Source organism: Micromonospora sp. NPDC047738 (assembly GCF_040642675.1).
Taxonomy (GTDB): domain Bacteria; phylum Actinomycetota; class Actinomycetes; order Mycobacteriales; family Micromonosporaceae; genus Micromonospora.
In genome coordinates this window covers 39,655-55,458 of the sequence record NZ_JBEYSO010000023.1, presented here as the reverse complement: position 1 = coordinate 55,458, position 15,804 = coordinate 39,655, and the positions used below count along the sequence as shown (strand labels likewise).

Annotated in this window: 16 protein-coding genes and 1 pseudogene; 10 read left to right on the top strand and 7 right to left on the bottom strand. The window is 70.9% G+C overall.

What is annotated here, in order from left to right; all coding sequences use genetic code 11:
• Positions 1-237: 237 nt before the first annotated feature.
• Together ABZ783_RS27905 and ABZ783_RS27900 are read right to left on the bottom strand one after the other, a co-directional pair.
• Positions 238-378 (bottom strand): annotated as a pseudogene (locus tag ABZ783_RS27905) (hypothetical protein); the annotation flags it as partial.
• Positions 369-500, bottom strand: a complete 132-nt coding sequence (locus ABZ783_RS27900) for a hypothetical protein (protein WP_357443172.1) — start codon at positions 498-500, stop codon at positions 369-371. The pseudogene ABZ783_RS27905 and the gene ABZ783_RS27900, both read right to left, overlap by 10 nt.
• Positions 501-553: 53 nt before the next feature.
• Between ABZ783_RS27900 and ABZ783_RS27895 the strand changes: the two genes are divergently transcribed.
• The 6 genes from ABZ783_RS27895 to ABZ783_RS27870 all read left to right on the top strand — a co-directional run bounded on the left by ABZ783_RS27895 (position 554) and on the right by ABZ783_RS27870 (position 6,176).
• Positions 554-814, top strand: a complete 261-nt coding sequence (locus ABZ783_RS27895) for a hypothetical protein (RefSeq protein ID WP_357443169.1) — start codon at positions 554-556, stop codon at positions 812-814.
• 358 nt (positions 815-1,172) lie between these two features.
• The gene (gene tuf, locus ABZ783_RS27890; protein WP_357443324.1) at positions 1,173-2,360 is read left to right on the top strand and encodes an elongation factor Tu; all 1,188 of its coding nucleotides are present in this window, start codon (positions 1,173-1,175) and stop codon (positions 2,358-2,360) included.
• Between the two features lie 198 nt (positions 2,361-2,558).
• On the top strand, positions 2,559-3,500 hold the full coding sequence (locus ABZ783_RS27885; RefSeq protein ID WP_357443167.1) for an ABC transporter ATP-binding protein: 942 nt from the start codon (positions 2,559-2,561) through the stop codon (positions 3,498-3,500).
• Positions 3,497-3,757, top strand: coding sequence for a hypothetical protein (locus ABZ783_RS27880; RefSeq protein WP_357443165.1), 261 nt, complete (start codon positions 3,497-3,499; stop codon positions 3,755-3,757). Before ABZ783_RS27885 ends, ABZ783_RS27880 begins: the two co-directional genes overlap by 4 nt.
• Positions 3,758-4,108: 351 nt before the next feature.
• Complete coding sequence (locus ABZ783_RS27875) at positions 4,109-4,849, top strand: hypothetical protein (RefSeq protein WP_357443162.1); 741 nt, start codon at positions 4,109-4,111, stop codon at positions 4,847-4,849.
• Positions 4,850-4,937: 88 nt separating this feature from the next.
• Positions 4,938-6,176 carry a hypothetical protein gene (locus ABZ783_RS27870; protein WP_357443160.1) on the top strand — a complete coding sequence of 413 codons (1,239 nt, stop codon included), beginning with the start codon at positions 4,938-4,940 and terminating at the stop codon, positions 6,174-6,176.
• Here the strand turns inward: ABZ783_RS27870 and ABZ783_RS27865 are convergent.
• Positions 6,149-8,122: a zinc ribbon domain-containing protein gene (locus ABZ783_RS27865; protein ID WP_357443158.1), complete on the bottom strand. Its 1,974-nt coding sequence runs from the start codon at positions 8,120-8,122 to the stop codon at positions 6,149-6,151. The genes ABZ783_RS27870 and ABZ783_RS27865 overlap by 28 nt on opposite strands.
• 188 nt (positions 8,123-8,310) lie before the next feature.
• On the opposite strand from ABZ783_RS27865, the gene ABZ783_RS27860 reads away from it, so the two are divergent.
• The 3 genes from ABZ783_RS27860 to ABZ783_RS27850 all read left to right on the top strand — a co-directional run bounded on the left by ABZ783_RS27860 (position 8,311) and on the right by ABZ783_RS27850 (position 10,879).
• On the top strand, positions 8,311-9,471 hold the full coding sequence (locus ABZ783_RS27860) for an alkaline phosphatase family protein (protein WP_357443155.1): 1,161 nt from the start codon (positions 8,311-8,313) through the stop codon (positions 9,469-9,471).
• On the top strand, positions 9,402-9,785 hold the full coding sequence (locus ABZ783_RS27855) for a hypothetical protein (protein ID WP_357443153.1): 384 nt from the start codon (positions 9,402-9,404) through the stop codon (positions 9,783-9,785). The genes ABZ783_RS27860 and ABZ783_RS27855 overlap by 70 nt, the downstream gene beginning before the upstream one ends.
• Before the next feature lie 320 nt (positions 9,786-10,105).
• Positions 10,106-10,879, top strand: coding sequence for a DUF2306 domain-containing protein (locus tag ABZ783_RS27850; protein WP_357443150.1), 774 nt, complete (start codon positions 10,106-10,108; stop codon positions 10,877-10,879).
• Between the two features lie 56 nt (positions 10,880-10,935).
• On the opposite strand, the gene ABZ783_RS27845 is transcribed toward ABZ783_RS27850, so the two are convergent.
• Positions 10,936-11,835 (bottom strand): alpha/beta hydrolase, encoded by a 900-nt coding sequence (locus tag ABZ783_RS27845; RefSeq protein ID WP_357443147.1) that lies wholly within the window; start codon positions 11,833-11,835, stop codon positions 10,936-10,938.
• A gap of 84 nt (positions 11,836-11,919) precedes the next feature.
• Here ABZ783_RS27845 and ABZ783_RS27840 point away from each other — a divergent pair, with 84 nt between their 5' ends.
• Positions 11,920-12,675 carry a PIG-L deacetylase family protein gene (locus ABZ783_RS27840; RefSeq protein WP_357443144.1) on the top strand — a complete coding sequence of 252 codons (756 nt, stop codon included), beginning with the start codon at positions 11,920-11,922 and terminating at the stop codon, positions 12,673-12,675.
• A gap of 43 nt (positions 12,676-12,718) precedes the next feature.
• Here the strand turns inward: ABZ783_RS27840 and ABZ783_RS27835 are convergent, their stop codons facing one another.
• The 3 genes from ABZ783_RS27835 to ABZ783_RS27825 form a co-directional block, all read right to left on the bottom strand.
• A complete protein-coding gene (locus tag ABZ783_RS27835; protein ID WP_357443141.1) occupies positions 12,719-13,771 on the bottom strand; it encodes an FAD-dependent oxidoreductase in 1,053 nt (350 codons plus the stop codon).
• Between the two features lie 89 nt (positions 13,772-13,860).
• The gene (locus ABZ783_RS27830; protein ID WP_357443138.1) at positions 13,861-14,523 is read right to left on the bottom strand and encodes a response regulator transcription factor; all 663 of its coding nucleotides are present in this window, start codon (positions 14,521-14,523) and stop codon (positions 13,861-13,863) included.
• 76 nt (positions 14,524-14,599) lie between these two features.
• Positions 14,600-15,730, bottom strand: a complete 1,131-nt coding sequence (locus ABZ783_RS27825; protein WP_357443135.1) for a sensor histidine kinase — start codon at positions 15,728-15,730, stop codon at positions 14,600-14,602.
• Positions 15,731-15,804: the final 74 nt, after the last annotated feature.

The window sequence follows — 15,804 nt, the reverse complement described above, 5'->3', positions numbered from 1 at the left end:
AGCCGCAGACGCTCGTGGATCTTGGTGACGTCTGTGTGGGATGCCAGGGAAGCAGCGGACCAACGGCAGCGGAACATCGGCCACCAGGCGCCTGCCCGGTAAGCCCGGCCCGAACAAGTCGGAACTTCTGGCCGAACGGGATCTTGCGCGCGTCGTCGCATCGATGCCCGACCGGACGGGTACCGGCTTTGACGCGTTGCTGAGGCCGTCGACGCGGTGTCGACTCGTCACGCCGGGTCAGCGGGCGGCCCGGCGGGGCGGCGAGCCCGCCAGCGGCGTGCTGTCCTCGTATCGGACCTCGTAGACGCGCTCGGTGAACCTCCAGCCGTCGCCGGTGCGCCGGTAGCGGTCGTGGTAGATGGCGTAGTTCAGCCCCTGGCGACCGTCGCGGGTACGCCCGAGCTCCGACCTGTACGCGCGGCCGGACGCGGTGTCGCGGTGAACTCCCCGCGCAGCGCCTCGATCTCGACGCGATCCGCGATGATCTGAAAGTCACTCACTGGTTCCTCCTTGTCATATCGACGTAGTCCTCCTGGGTGACGGTGGCGGACTCGTGCAGGCCGTGCTGAAGCCCGTTGTGGGGGCCGACCGGGTGGCCCGCGTGCTGAACGCCGGGCGGGGCCGGATCACCGCCGCGGTGTCGCTGCAGCCGGCACAGGTCAATGGCTACCCGGCGCTGATCCTCCGGCTCAACGGCGAGATCGACACGGTCATCGCGGCGCGCATCGACGACGGCCTCATCACCGGGCTCTACGCCGTGCGCAATCCCGAGAAGCTGTCCCGTGTCGAGCGGAAGACCGCGGTGAGCCGCTGAGTCCGAAAGACTCCGTCGGCCGCTCTGCCAGGCGGGTCGCGGCGTACAGCCAGACCGGCAGGGAATATCGGTCGCTCCACCGGACGTTCGAGGCTAGCGTGATCGCCATGTTCGGCACCGTCGGCTCTGTGCGGCCCGCAGGTTTCCACCTGCCGGGCGCCGCTGGCGTGTGCGCATGGCTGGCTGATACCCGAGGCTGACCCTCCTCCCGCTGCGGCAGAACCACGGAGGAGGGTGGCCCGGTGCTCCGGCGCTGCCCTTCGAGGCGCGCCGTGGCATGCGGTTCTGGCGCGGTTCCGCGGAGTGGCACCCGCCCGCGTTCGTTTCCCGCCAGTTCGTCTCCAGTGTGGAGTTCATCATGGCCAAGAGCCAGTTCGTGCGCGCGAAGCCGCACCTCAACATCGGCACGATGGGTCACGTCGACCACGGCAAGACGACCCTGACGGCCGCCATCACCAAGGTCCTCGCCGACCGCGACCCCGCCGTCAACCGGTTCGTGTCCTTCGACGGCATCGACCGGGCGCCGGAGGAGGTGGCGCGCGGCATCACCATCAACATCGCGCACGTCGAGTACGAGACCGCGACCCGGCACTACGCCCACGTGGACATGCCCGGCCATGCCGACTTCGTGAAGAACATGATCACGGGGGCGGCGCAGGTCGACGGCGCGATCCTGGTCGTGTCCGCGCTCGACGGGGCGATGCCGCAGACCCGCGAGCACGTGCTGCTCGCTCGGCGGGTCGGTGTGCCCTACCTGGTGGTGGCGATGAACAAGGCCGACGCGGTCGAGGACCCGGAACTGCTCGACCTGGTCGAGCTCGAGGTCCGGGAGCTGGTGTTCGAGTACGGGTTCCCCGGCGACGAGGTGCCCGTCGTGCGGGTCTCGGCGCTGCGGGCTCTCGAGGGCGACCCGCGCTGGGTGTCGTCCGTCGTGGAGCTGCTCGACGCTGTCGACCGGTACGTCCCGGTGCCGCCCCGCGAGCTCGGCGAGCCGTTCCTGATGCCGATCGAGAACGTCATGACGATCTCCGGTCGGGGGACGGTGGTGACCGGCGCGGTCGAGCGGGGCGTCCTGCGGGTCGGCGACGCGGTGGAGGTGGTCGGGCTCGGCCCGACGCTGTCGACCGTGGCGACGGGGCTGGAGACCTTCGGCAAGTCGTTGGCGACCGCCGAGGCCGGGGACAACGCCGCCGTACTGCTGCGCGGGGTCAAGCGCGACCAGGTGCAGCGGGGTCAGGTGGTGGCGCTGCCGGGCAGTGTCACGCCGCACCAGCGGTTCCGGGCCAGGCTCTATGCGCTGACCACGGCCGAGGGCGGGCGCCACACGCCGTTCCTCGCCAACTACCGGCCGCAGTTCTACTTCCGCACGACCGACGTGGTCGGGTCGGTGGACCTCGGCGACGTGACGATGGTCCTGCCGGGCGACACCGTTGACCTGTCGGTGGAGCTGGGCAAGCCGGTCGCGATGGATGTCGGGCTCGGCTTCGCCGTCCGGGAGGGCGGCCGTACGGTCGCCGCCGGCACCGTGACCGAGTTGCTCGACTGAGGTACGTGGAAGGGCTCCTTGCCGACAAGGGGCCCTTCCGCGTACGTCGACGAGGTGCCGTCGAATATCGACGGCCGGCGGCGGGCATCGGCGGCAACGGATGCCCGTCGCCTCCCGTTCCATGAACGTTTAACCAGCTGTCGATGCCTGGGTTGGGTGCGGTCCCGAGGTTGCTTAGGGCGACGAAAGAAGGGGCTCATGGACGCACTCCTCGCAATCCGGGCTCGAAGGATCACCAAGTGTTTCGGCGATGTCGTGGCGCTCGACGGCATCGATCTGGATGTGGCGCAGGGGCAGATCCACGGCCTGGTCGGGCCGAACGGCGCCGGCAAGACCACATTGCTCGGCCTCCTGCTGGGCCTGGCCGTCGCCGACAGCGGCCGCCTCGAGATCCTGGGTACGCCGATCGCCCGGGCGCTGGACGCTCCCGACGGTGTCGCCGGCTTCGTGGACGGTCCCGGCCTCTACCCCTCGCTCACCGCCAGGCAGAACCTCGCCGCCCTGGCCGTTCTGTGCGGCCACGACACGCGGACGACGGCGATCGACGACGTGCTCGACCAGGTCGGGCTCACCGATGTCGCCGACGACCGGGCGAGCAGCTTCTCCCTCGGCATGCGCCAGCGGCTCGGGCTCGCCGCCGCGCTGCTCACCAAGCCCCGACTGCTCGTTCTCGACGAACCGTCCAACGGCCTCGACCCGGCCGGCAAGAAGCACGTACACGGTGTCCTCACCCGGCTCGCCGGGGGCGGAACCAGTGTCGTACTTTCGAGCCACCGCATGGGCGACCTCGAGGCACTGTGCTCCGAGGTCACCACCCTCGCCACGGGACGGGTCGTCTTCTCCGGCCCACTCGGCAAGCTGGCCGCCGAAAACCGTGAACTCAGCTACCGGTTGCGCACCTCCGATCCGGGGGCCGCCCGGCGGCTGGCCGACGACACGGCCGGAATCCGCGTTGACGACGACGCCGTGGCGCGGCCGGACGCCGAGATGCTCGTCGTCCGCGCGCTGGTGCCCGCGCTCGACGAACTGGTGGTACGGCTCGTGCAGGCGGGCATCGCGGTGCGCGAGCTCGCACCCGTGGTGTCGCCGCTCGAGGCCGCGTTCCTCGCCCTCACCGAGCAGCAGGAGGCCGGCCGATGACCGCCACCATCACCGCCGACCAAGCCACCAGGGCCCGCCGCGTCTCGGTGGCGCGCGGCTACCGCTTCGAACTGGTCAAGCTGGTCTCGCAATGGCGGATCCGCTTGCTGCTCCTCGCCTGCTGGATCGCGCCGGCGCTCTTCGTCGCCGCGGTGAGCCAGCAGAGCTCGCTGCCCGTCGACACCCTCTTCGGCCGCTGGATGCACGCCACCGGGTGGGCCGGTCCGCTGGTGTCGCTCGGTTTCGCGGGCACCTGAGCGCTTCCGCTGCTGACCTCGGTGGTCGCCGGCGACGTGTTCGCCTCCGAGGACCGGCTCGGCACCTGGCGCTACCTGCTCGTTGCGGTCCGGTCGCCTCGACGGATCTTCGGCGAAGGCACTGTCCAGCCTCACCGTCATCCTGCTGCTCGTGGCCGGGCTGGCCTGTTCGAGCGCGGCCGGCGGCGTCGTGGCAGTCGGCAATGAGCCGCTGGTCGGCCTCGACGGCCACCTGCTGACGCCAGCGGACGCCACCGGGAAGGTGCTGCTCGCCTGGGTCTGCGTGCTCGCCCCAACCTTGGCCCTCGCCGCGATCGGACTACTCGGTCCGTCACGCTGGGGCGCTCGCCGATGGGACTGCTGCTGCCCGCGCTCGTCGCGCTGGCAATGCAGCTCGCCCAGATGCTGCCGCTCCCCGTCGCCGTACGCCTTGCCCTGCCCGGCTATGCCTTCATCGCGTGGAACGGTCTGTTCACCAGCCCGACACAGCTCGGCCCGCTGCTGATCGGCATCGTGGTCAGCCTGGTGTGGACCGTGGCCGCGACGGCGCTGGCGTACCTGCTCTTCCTGCGGCGCGACTTCACCAATCCGACCTACGACGGCTCGGGGCGCCGGGCGGTCACCGCCGGCGTCCTGCCGCTCGTCGGGCTGCTCGCCGCGACGGTAGGGGTCGTCGCCGCGGCGACGCCGGCCACCGGCTCCGGGATCGAGCAGGACAAGGTGCAGCGCGCGGTCGCCACGGCATTCGCCCACCTCTACCGCATGCAGACCAGGCAGCTCAATCGCCTTGACGTCACCGAAGCGCAACTGAAGGCGACGGCGACGTGCAACAAGGGCGGTGGCAAGGTCGCCGCCCAGGGGCCAGGCAACGACTGGCGTTGCGTCGTCTCCTGGCATCTCCCCGACGTCGAGGCCGCCGGGACGGCCATCTACCAGCTCGACGTCACCGCAGACGGGCGGTTCGTGGCCGACGGCGACGGACCGAAGGAAGTGAACGGCTACTTCCTGGTGCGGACCTCGACCGGGGACGCACCGAACCCGCTCTGGCAGTTCGACGGCAATGTCGAACTGCTCCCCACCACGAAGGGATAAGTCAATGCAGGTAACACGCCGCCGCCGGCGTGTCGGGAAGGACGGCTCAGGCCTTCTCGGTCGACGCATCGGCCGCCGGATCCCCCTCGTGACGGCAGGCACCACCGCTGTCGTCGTCGCCGCCGGCACCGGCATCGGTTTCGCCCAGACGCACCGGTTCGGCACCGACCAGGTCGGCCAGACCACCGACCAGGGCCTGGTCGTATCCGCCGACCAGTACATCAACCCGATCGGCGAGCGCCTCGTCATCAACAACGGCAAGATCATGTCGTCCACGGTCAGCCCGGACGGCACCCACCTCGCGGCCGCGGTCACCGACGGCGGGATGGCGCTGGCCGTCGTGGACCTGAAGAACTGGAAGGTGCAGCAGCTCGTCGGCAACAACGCGGCGGCGGATCTGCGGATCAGCGGCAACGACGTGGGCCAGGAAGGCCCCACGTACTCCCCCGACGGATCGCAGCTGTGGCTGGGCCAGGCCGACGGCTACCGCAAATTCACCGTGAACCCGGACGGCACCCTCGCCAACCCGACGTTCATCCGGATTCCGCAGGACGGGCCCCGGCGCGCGCTGGCGAGCGAGGCGGTGTTCTCGCCGGACGGCTCCACCGTGTACTCCGCCGTCAACGGCCAGAACCGCGTGGTCGCCATCAACGCGGCAACCGGGGTCATCGAGCAGAGCTGGGCCGTGGGCAACGCCCCGCGTGACATGATCGAGGTCGGCGGCAAGCTCTACGTCAGCAACGAGGGCGGGCGGAAGGCGTTGCCCGGCGAGCCCACGATCAACTCGTACAACACGCCGGTGCTGGCCGACCAGGTCACCGCCGCCACCCTCAGCGGCACGGTCAGCGTCATCGACCTGGCGAACCCGGCCGCCGCTCCGTCGAGCATCGACGTCGGTCTGCACCCGACCGCCCTGTACGCCAAGAACGGGGCGTTGTTCGTCACCAACACCGCCACCAACGACGTGTCGGTCATCGACACCGCGAGCAACAAGGTCGTCCAGACCATCGCCACCCAGCCGTGGCCGGAGGCGACGGTGGGCTACGAGCCCAACGCGGTGACGCTCACGGATGACGGTCACCTGCTGGTCGGCCGCGCCAACGCGGTCGCCGTCTACCGGTACACGACCCCGCTGGAGCCGGTCAGCTATGTCGGCCTGCTCCCGACGGACTACTTCCCCGCGGAGATCACCACCTTCGGCAAGGACGTGCTGGTCTCCAACACCCGCGGTATCGACGCCCGCCGGCCCACCAAGAACGCCGGGCACGGCACCCACGACACGACGTCGAGCGTCCCTGATCAGCTTAGCGATCTTGAGTCGGATTGAGTTTCCGGGATCGTTTCCCACCGTGGTGGAGATGCATGGACGTGGAGATGGAATCCTGCGCCCAGTGCGGCTCCGCGTGGCCGGTGGCCGGCGGTGGGTGTGCTGATCGTGTTCACGCTCTGGTGTCGGTGGGCTGCGCGGGGCAGCTTCCGGTCCGTTGGTGCGTGTCCCTCCGGACGCTTGCCCGCCTGACCGTGGGGCCGGGTGGGGGAGGGTGCCCTGCGTCGCCTGGGCGCGGGGCGTGGTGGCTTGTGCCGGGTAGGGCCGGCCTTCGACCGGTCCCTCCGGCTGCCTGTGGTGGTGCTGGGGGTGATGACGGCTGCGGCTTCGAGTTCGTCGACGACCGAGCGGATCACCATCTGCCCGCTGGTCTTGTCGGTGACGGTTTTGGCTTGGTGGGTGAGTCCGCGGGCGGCGATGCGCCGCCAGGCGCCGTGGTCCCGGTCTCCTTGCCAACGGCAGGACTGGTTGGGGCAGATGGCCCACTTCCATCCCGACGTGGCGGGCCGGTCGGGGGCTTTACGGTGCTGTAGCGGGGTCAAACATTGCGGGCAGTGCTTGGAAGTGTTCCGGGCGGGGACGGTGACCACGGCGATACCGTGCTCGGCGGCGAGGTGCCGCATCCGGTCGCTGATCTTTCCGCGGACCTGCTGGGACAGCCGCGTGTTCAGGCTGTGTCCCATGCCCTTGGCTTCCATCGAGCGCAGGTCTTCCAGATAGATGACGGACGCCCGCGCGGCGATCGCCTGGTCGACGGTCCAGCGGGCGGCAGCCCACGCAAGCGCATCGTTGAGGTTGGATCGGCGGGCGGACACGTGGCGGATCTCGCCGGCCAGCACCTCGTGTTTCGCTCTCAACTGCTCGTCGGGGCGGCCGCCGAGCAGCCGCGCGTACTGGTCGGCCTTCGCATGCAGCCGCTCACTCTGGCGCCGCAGGCGGTGCTGCTTGGCCAGGACCCCAGCGGCCCGGAACTGTCCACCAGCCCCCAACGCCGTGACCCGCCCATCCTTACCCAGTCGCAGGGCGCCCGCGCTGAGGAGAGTGTTGAGACCCCAGTCCACACCGAGCGCCACCGAGTGACCGGTAGCCCGGGCCTTCGGCACGGCATGCGTGTACGCCATGTCGGCACACACCGTCCCGTCGGTGACGCGGAGGGTCGGCAGGTGCAGCACCGCCGAGGCAGGAACCGTGGACGGCAGCCTGATCGGACACTCGACCCACGTCCAGTCCCGATACGTCCGCGGATCCGGACGGGTGGGCAGTTGCAGCCGCAGCAGCGCCCTGCCCGGGTCGGTGTCGCTGCGCTCGATGATGGCCTGCTGCCGGTCACACGCGGCCAACAGCAACATCCGCCCGATTCTCGGGACGCCTTCCAACTCGAACACGTCCACCGGCAGCCGACCGTTGACCTTGACGAACGTGACGACCTGCCGGGTCCGGCCCTTGATAACACTGGACGGCAGATGCTTCCCGCCGGGGATCGAGGCCCGAACCTGATCCCACTCCGCAGGGGTGCGCTTGCGCGGATCAGCCGGCCACGCCGACAGGACTCCGGCTGTCACCTCGGCACGCCACGCCGCCGACCGCAGCGCACGCCCCGCCTGCTCCTGCGCCATCCGCACGACCCGGTCATTGACCCTCACACCCCGAGGCGGGGTGGCGGTCCAGCCCAGGCGTCGCAACGCCATCCACGCGTGCGACGGCAACCGCCGTCCACCCGCATCCACCCCGGCCGCCAGTACCTCCACATCCATACGGTTCCAGTGTTCGCCGACCAGCGCGGCCACCATGCCCGCCACCAGATCAGCACACCAACCAACCCGCCGCACCAGCACCGCCCGAGACAGGACCTCACCGGTCTCCTCGTCCACACCGGTGCGCAGCACAGCCCGGGCACACGCAGTCCGGGCCGTCTCGCCTTCGCCCAGCCGCAGCTTCCCGCTCACCGACTCAACGACCCACCATCGATCGAGCAGAACTAACGCTCACGGCCGGACCGCGTCCCCGGAATCCTCCCCGAACCAACCCAACCACCAAACGTCACGAGGTAAACACCGACAGGAGTCCCGCGGTCTGCGAGAATCGAAGAAGGTCCACACGACCAATCTATGATCACTGACGATCCACAATCAAATTGGTCAGCCTGACGCGGTTCACGCTGCCCGGCGACGATGTCATCAAGTCCGAGACCGGAAAGGTGTTCAGCCAGAACGGTTGGCACGGCAGCTCGGTCACGCTGACCGAGGGCAAGGGCGACAAGAAGCCGGTGCCGGTCCCGTTGCGCCTCGGCGACCCGTCAACGATCAAGCACGTCTTCCTGATCGTCAAGGAGAACCGAACCTACGACCAGGTCTTCGGTGACGACCCGCGGGGCAACGGCGACCCGTCGCTGGCCCAGTTCGGCGAGAACGTGACCCCGAACCAGCACGCGATGGCTCGCCAGTTCGGGCTGTACGACAACACGTACGACGTCGGCACGAACTCGGCCGAGGGCCACAACTGGCTGATGCAGGCCGACAACCCGGAGTACACCGAGTCCTCGGCCGGTGAGTACATCCGCAGCTACGACACGGAGGACGACGCTCTCGGCCACCAGCGGACCGGCTTCCTCTGGACCGGCGCGCAGGCGGCCGGGAAGACCGTGCGGAACTTCGGCGAGTTCCACCAGTTCCTGACCAAGCCGCCCGGCTCGAGTTGGCAGAACCTCTACTGCGACACCAGGAACATGGCCGCGACCGGGCAGGATTCCGCCTACCGCATGGTCTCCTCCTCGCCGATCCCGTCGCTCAACAACGTGTCGGTGCCCGGCTTCCCGAAGTACGACCTGGGCGTCCCGGACATCTACCGGTACGAGATCTGGAAGCGTGACTTCGAGAAGAACGGGCCGGCGAACCTCAACATGTTCTGGCTCTCCAGCGACCACACCGGTGGCCCGCCGAACGCGGCCGCCCAGGTCGCGGACAACGACCTCGCGGTCGGCAAGATCGTCGACAAGATCTCGCACAGCCCGTACTGGAAGGAGTCGGCGATCTTCGTGGTCGAGGACGACTCGCAGGCCGGCCTCGACCACGTCGACGGCCACCGTGCCCCGATCCAGATCATCAGCCCCTGGGCCCGGCACGGTGTCGTCGACAGCCACTACTACACGCAGATCACGATGATCCGGACCATCGAGCAGATCCTCGGGATCCACCCGATGAACCAGAAGGAAGCGCGGCCAACCCGATGCGGGGGGCGTTCACCCAGAACGCGGACTTCACGCCGTTCACCGCGGTGCCCAACCGGACCTCGCTGACCGCGGGTCTGGCGACCCCGCCTGCCTGCGGCGTGGACACCCCGGCCCAGCAGAACCCCCTCGCCGCGGCCGCGCCGTCGGCGACCGTGCCGGCGGACAAGCAGCAGGTGGCGGCGCAGTGGGACGAGTGGAAGTCGCACCAGCGGCTGACCGGGCCCGACGCCAAGCCCGACTTCGCGAACCCCGCGCAGATGAACCACTTCACGTGGTACCAGGCGCACGACTGGAAGAGGCCCTACCCCGGCGAGGACAAGATTTTCGCGCCGGAGGACGTGCCGGGCGCCTACATCCCGTCGTCGGAGTCCGACGGCTGAGGTAAGGCTGATCGCGTCAAGGGGCCCCTGGCCGGCGTCACCAAGCCGCTGGCCAGGGGCCCCATTCTGTCCCCTGCAGCGCAGAGCTCGGAGCTTTCGCGCGTGCCCAGGGGTGGTGCCAGCACCACCAGCGATGCGGGAGCCAGCACCGCTGACCCGGCGGCCGGGACGGCGCAGAGTCTGTTGCATCCGGTTCGCCACATCACGAGCGGCACGGCCGGCGGTTGCGGGTCGTAGGCCCCGGCCGACCGGGCTCGGTGGGTGAGCGCCGGACGCCCTGGGTCAAGACCGGCCGATGCGAGAAGGCAGGGGAAGCGAACATGCCAACGACCGTCGACACCTCGTCAACCCCGCCCGTAACCGGCGGGCCGGCCGGGCACCCGGCCGGTCGCCGCCGCGTGCGGCGGCAGCTGCGCTGGGCGGTACCGCTGCTGCTGGTCGCGGTCGCGTTCGTCGCGTACGCGCTGCCGCCGTACCTGACGCTTGACCCGAGCCGGTCGCGGCTGCCGGTCCCGGAGGATTACCCGCAGTACTACCCGCTGCTGGTGGCGCACATCGTGTTCGGCTCCGTGGCCCTGGTCGCCGGCTGCTTCCAGGTCTGGCCCTGGTTCCGTCGCCGCTACCCGGCCGCGCACCGCTGGATGGGCCGGGCGTACTTCTTCGGTGGGGTCTTCCCGGCGGGGATCGCGATCCTGGGCGTCGCACCGTTCAGCAGCACCGGCTTCGTCTCACAGGTCGGCAACACCATGCTGGCAGTGCTCTGGCTCGCCACCTCGGTCGCCGGCTATCGGATGGCGCGGCAACGCCGGTTCGTCGAGCACCGCCGGTGGATGATCCGCAGCTTCGCGCTGACCACGTCGATCGTGGTTAACCGGGCGTGGTTGGTGCTCTTCATCGTCCTGCTGCTGCCCCATGTCGACACGACCTACGGCGGCGACCAGGACGCGATGATCCGGGCCGCGGCCGGCGCCAGCGTCTGGATGAGCTGGGTGGTCAACCTGCTCGTCGCCGAGTGGTGGCTGGAACGCGGCGACGCCCGCCGCCGGGCCCGACGCACCGGCCGAGCCGCCGGCCACCGCCAGGACGCGGCCTGACGAACACCCCATCGCGACGCCCAAGGTGCTGGCCCGCAGCGGCGGTACCAACCGTTTCACCAACGGCTCAGCGCGGCGGCCAACTGGGCCAGGGCGACATGGGCGGCGTCGAACAGGGCCAGCTTCCGCGGGAAGTTGTGGATGAGCCCCTGGTATCGGGTTGCGGTGACGGGAACGCCGGCCGCCAGCAGCCGGGCCGCGTACCGCTCACCCTCGGCGGACAACAGGTCGAGTTCGGCGGTGATGACCAGGGCGGGGGGCAGGCCGGTGAGGTCGGCCCGCAGGGGGTCCAGATCTGGCTGGGTACGGTCCACCCCGGGTGGGGCGAACGCGTCCCAGAAGAACCGCATCTCCTCCCGGTCCAGGCCGTACTCGTCGAGGGCCGGGTAGTCGGCGGCGGGGTCGATGACCGGGCAGATGAGGATCTGTCCCGCAAGACGGATCCCCGCGTCCCGGGCGCGCCGGGCGGTCACCGCCGCGAGGTGCCCTCCCACGGAGTCACCGGCCACCGCTATCCGGCCCGGGTCGAGGCCGTGCCGAGCCGCCCCAGGCCCGCGCAGCCAGGTGAGCGTGCGCGTCATGTCGTCCACCGCGGCCGGGTACGGATATTCGGGGGCGAGCCGATAGTCCACGGAGAGCACGGCCCAGCCGGACGCGGCCGCCACGTGCCGGCACAACCCGTCGTGGGTTTCCACGCTGCCCATCACCCAGCCCCCGCCGTGCGCATAGAGGACCACCGGCGTCGCGTCGTGATCGCCGTCGCGGTAGAGACGGGCGGGCACGCCGCCGGCGTCGACGGTCACCACGGACCGGATCGACGGTCCGTTGCCCACCTCGGCCGGGGTTGCCTGGACCATGCTGAGCCGTGCCGCCGGCAGGGTCGACCGGGTGAGCGGGACACGCTGCTGGACTTGCATCGCCGCCCGCGCCTGCGGGTGCAGCCGGCTGGGATCCACCCGCTCATTATCGCCTGGTTGACGGATGTCAACGTGGCGGCGCGGCGGTGACGGAGCGGCGGTGAGTCGCCTACGGTGTGGACCGTGGATGGTCTTCTACCGGCACTGCCGGAGGACTGGGAGCGCTGCCTTGCGGTGGCCGCACACCCTGACGACATCGAGTACGGCGCGGCCTCGGCGATCGCCCGCTGGACCGCGCAGGGCAAGCACGTCACCTACCTGCTGGCCACCCGGGGCGAGGCAGGAATCGACACCATGCACCCGGACCAGGCCGCGCCGTTGCGGGAGGAGGAGCAGCGCGCCGCGGCCCGGGAGGTCGGCGTGGAGGTCGTGGAGTTCCTCGATCACCGCGACGGGGTCGTCGAGTACGGCCCGGACCTGCGCCGCGACATCGTGCGGGCGATCCGCCGGCACCGGCCCGAGGTCATCGTCGCGGGCGCCTTCACCATCCGCATGGTGGGCGGCATGACCAACCAGGCCGACCATCGGGCGGTGGGGCTGGCGACGCTGGACGCGGCCCGCGACGCGGGCAACCGGTGGATCTTCCCGGAACTGGTGGGTGAAGGGCTGCCGCCCTGGGGCGGGGTGCGCTACGTCTGCTTCGCCGGCGCGGAGCACCCCACGCACGGCGTGGACGTCACGGGTGAGCCGTTGCAGCGGGGTATCGCCTCGCTGGCTGCGCACGCCGAGTACACCAGGGGCTTGGGCGTGGCCGGCCCCGAACCCGGGCCGTTCCTCACCTGGGCGGCCCGACAGGGCGGGCCGGCGCTGGGCGTGGAGGCGGCAGTGCTGTTCGACGTGCACGCCCTCACCTTCGAGGGTCCACCGCCCTGGCTCTGAGCCCTGCCGGCACAGCGTCCTTGATGGATCCGCCGCGTTGCGGTCAGGCCGGGGCGGGTGCCGCCAGCAGCGCGCGCAGCTCGCGGACCGCTGCCCGCCCGGCGCGGTTCGCGCCGACCGTGCTCGCGGACGGCCCGTAGCCGACCAGGTGGATCCGGGGGTCGGCGACCACCCGGGTGCCGTCCACGACGATGCCGCCACGGGGCCCCCGCAGCCGCAGCGGGGCCAGGTGGTCGAGCGCCGGCCGGAAGCCGGTGCACCAGAGGATGACGTCCACGTCCTGCGCCGCGCCGTCGCGCCACTGGACGCCATCGGGGACGATACGGTCGAACATCGGCAGACGGCGGAGGAGACCGCGTTCCCGGGCTTCGCGCAGCTGCGGTGTCCACGACAGCTCGGTCGCGCTGGCGATGCTTCCCGGGGGCAGGCCGGCCCGTACCCGTGCCTCCACCTTGGCGACCACCTCACGTCCGTAGTCCGGCGTGAACGGCCCGTCCCGGAACACCGGCGGCCGGCGGGTGACCCAGGTCGTCGTCGCCGCGACGTCGGCGATCTCGACCAGGAGCTGCACGGCCGACGCTCCGCCCCCGACGACGACCACCCGCTTCCCGGCGAATTCCGCCGGCCCCCGGTAGTGGGCGGTGTGCAGCTGCCGCCCGCGGAACGTTTCCTGTCCCGGGTAGTACGGCACGAACGGCCGGGTCCAGGTTCCGGTGGCGTTGATCAGTGCCCGGGTGGTCCAGGTGCCGTTGTCCGATTCGACGAGGAGTCGTCCGTCGCGGGCGTTCCGGACGGCCGTGACGGCGACCGGCCGCTGCGCGTCGATGCCGAATTCCCGCTCAAAGGCGGCGAAGTAGGCCGGCACCGCGTCGGCGGCTGGTTCGTCCGGCGGCGGAGGCGTGAAGCGCATGCCGGGCAGGTCGAAGATCCCGTGCACGGTCGCCATGCGCAGCGTCGGCCACCGGTGTTGCCAGGCCCCGCCCGGTGCCGCGTTGCCGTCCAGGAGGGCGAAGTCAAGCCCCGCGGAGCGCAGGTGGTACGCGCTGGACAGCCCCGCCTGTCCAGCCCCGACAACCACCACATCCGTCTCCGGCATGTGCCGGACAACGCCCGAGGCTCACCCGGCCCTTCCCGTGGGCGATGGAGGTCACACCGCCGCTGTCGTCCGCGCACGGCGAGGCGGTGTCACCGGCGACGCGGTGTGATCAGACCCGACTCGTACGCCCACACGACCAGCTGGGCACGGTCGCGGCAGTGCAGCTTCGTCATCGCCCGGTTGACGTGTGTCTTGGCGGTCAACGGGCTGATCACCATGCGCTCGGCGATCTCGTCGTTGTTCAGCCCCCGGGCGACGAGCTCGACGATCTCCTGCTCGCGGGCGGTCAGCACGTCGCGTCCGGCCGCCGGGTCAGCCGGCGGTGGGCTGGCGACGAACTCGCTGATGAGCGTACGCGTGATCGCCGGGGCGAGCAGCGCGTCGCCGCGCGCCACGACGGCGACGGCCTGCAGCAGGTCGGCGGGGTCGGCGTCCTTGAGGAGGAATCCGCTGGCGCCCGCGCGGAGTGCGGCGAAGACGTGGGAGTCGAGCCCGTAGTTGGTGAGGATGAGGACGCGGACCGCGGCGAGGTCGGGATCGACGGCGATGCGCCGGGTGGCTTCGATGCCGTCGAGTCCCGGCATCTGCACGTCCATCAGCACGACGTCCGGTCGCAGGCGTCGCGACAGCTCGACAGCCGAGGCGCCGTCGGCGGCCTCGCCGACGACCGCCAGGTCGTCCTCGGCGTCGAGCAACGCCCGAAATCCGGCCCGCATCAGCGCCTGGTCGTCGGCGAGCAGCACCCGGATCATGCCGGCTCCTCCCTGCGGTCGGAGCCGCCACGATCCGTGGCGGACTGAGCTGCTTCGACCTCGCGCAAGCGCTCGGTCATGCCGGCTCCTCCAGCGGGAACGTGGCCTGCACCCCGAACCCGCCGCCGTCGCGGGCGGCGGTGTGCAGCGTGCCGCCCAGTCCGGTGACCCGTTCCCGCATGCCGCGCAGGCCCACACCGGGTGTCACCGGCCGGACCGGCGAGGCCTGGCCGTCGTCGGTCACGGAGACGGTCAGCTGTGCCGGGGCGTACTCCACGTGGACCTGGGCGGTGGCGGGGCCGGCGTGGCGGGCGACGTTGGTCAGGGCCTCCTGGACGACGCGATAGCCGGCCTGGTCGACGTCGGCGGGCAGGTTCCGGGGCTGACCGGTGACGGACACCTGCACCGGTACGCCCGCCGCCCGGGTCCGCTCGGCGAGCTCGCCCACCCGGGCCAGCCCGACCCCGTCCCCGTCGGAGGGTGAACGCAGGACGTCCAGCGTCGCCCGCAGTTCCCGCATCGCGGCGCCGCTGGCCTCCTGGATCGCCAGCAGCGCGGCCGACGGTTCCGCGCCGTGCTTGCGGGCCAGGTGTACGGCGATCCCGGCCTGCACCTTGATCACGGAGATGCTGTGGGTCAGCGAGTCGTGCAGGTCCCGGGCGATACGCAGGCGCTCCTCCCCGGCGCGGCGCAGCGCCATCTCCTCGCGGGTGCGTTCGGCCTCGACCGCCCGCTGCTCGACCTGCTCCAGGTACGCCCGGCGCTGCCGCGAGACGAGCCCGGCGACGTTGGCCGCCACGAACCAGCCCAGCAGCAGGGCGGTCCGCTCGGCGATCAGCTGGCCGGGACGGCCGGCGGGCGCGACCGAGACGTCGCGGGCCAGGAAGCCGCCGAGGAAGACGAGGCTGGCCAGGGCGGTGGCCGATCGGTGCCCCCGCCAGGCGGCGACGTAGACCGCACCGAGGACGGGGAACGCGGCGGACACCCCGGGATGCACCCGGACGTGGAGGGCCAGCATGGCGGCGGTTACCACGCTCAACGCCACCACCGGGTACCGCCGGCACGCCGCCAGGGCCGACGCCATGACCAGGACCAGGGCGACATCGATCGCCCGCACCGGTGCGGCGTCCGGCGCGAGCGCGGCGTTGCCGAGCAGGAGGATGCCGAGGGCGAGGCCGCTGAGGGCGTACGGCAGATCGCGGCGCATGATCGCACTGTAGAACGGTCGCCATCAGGGAGCATCCCGCGCCTGCGGTAGATGCGGCGTACTGCGGACGCGGT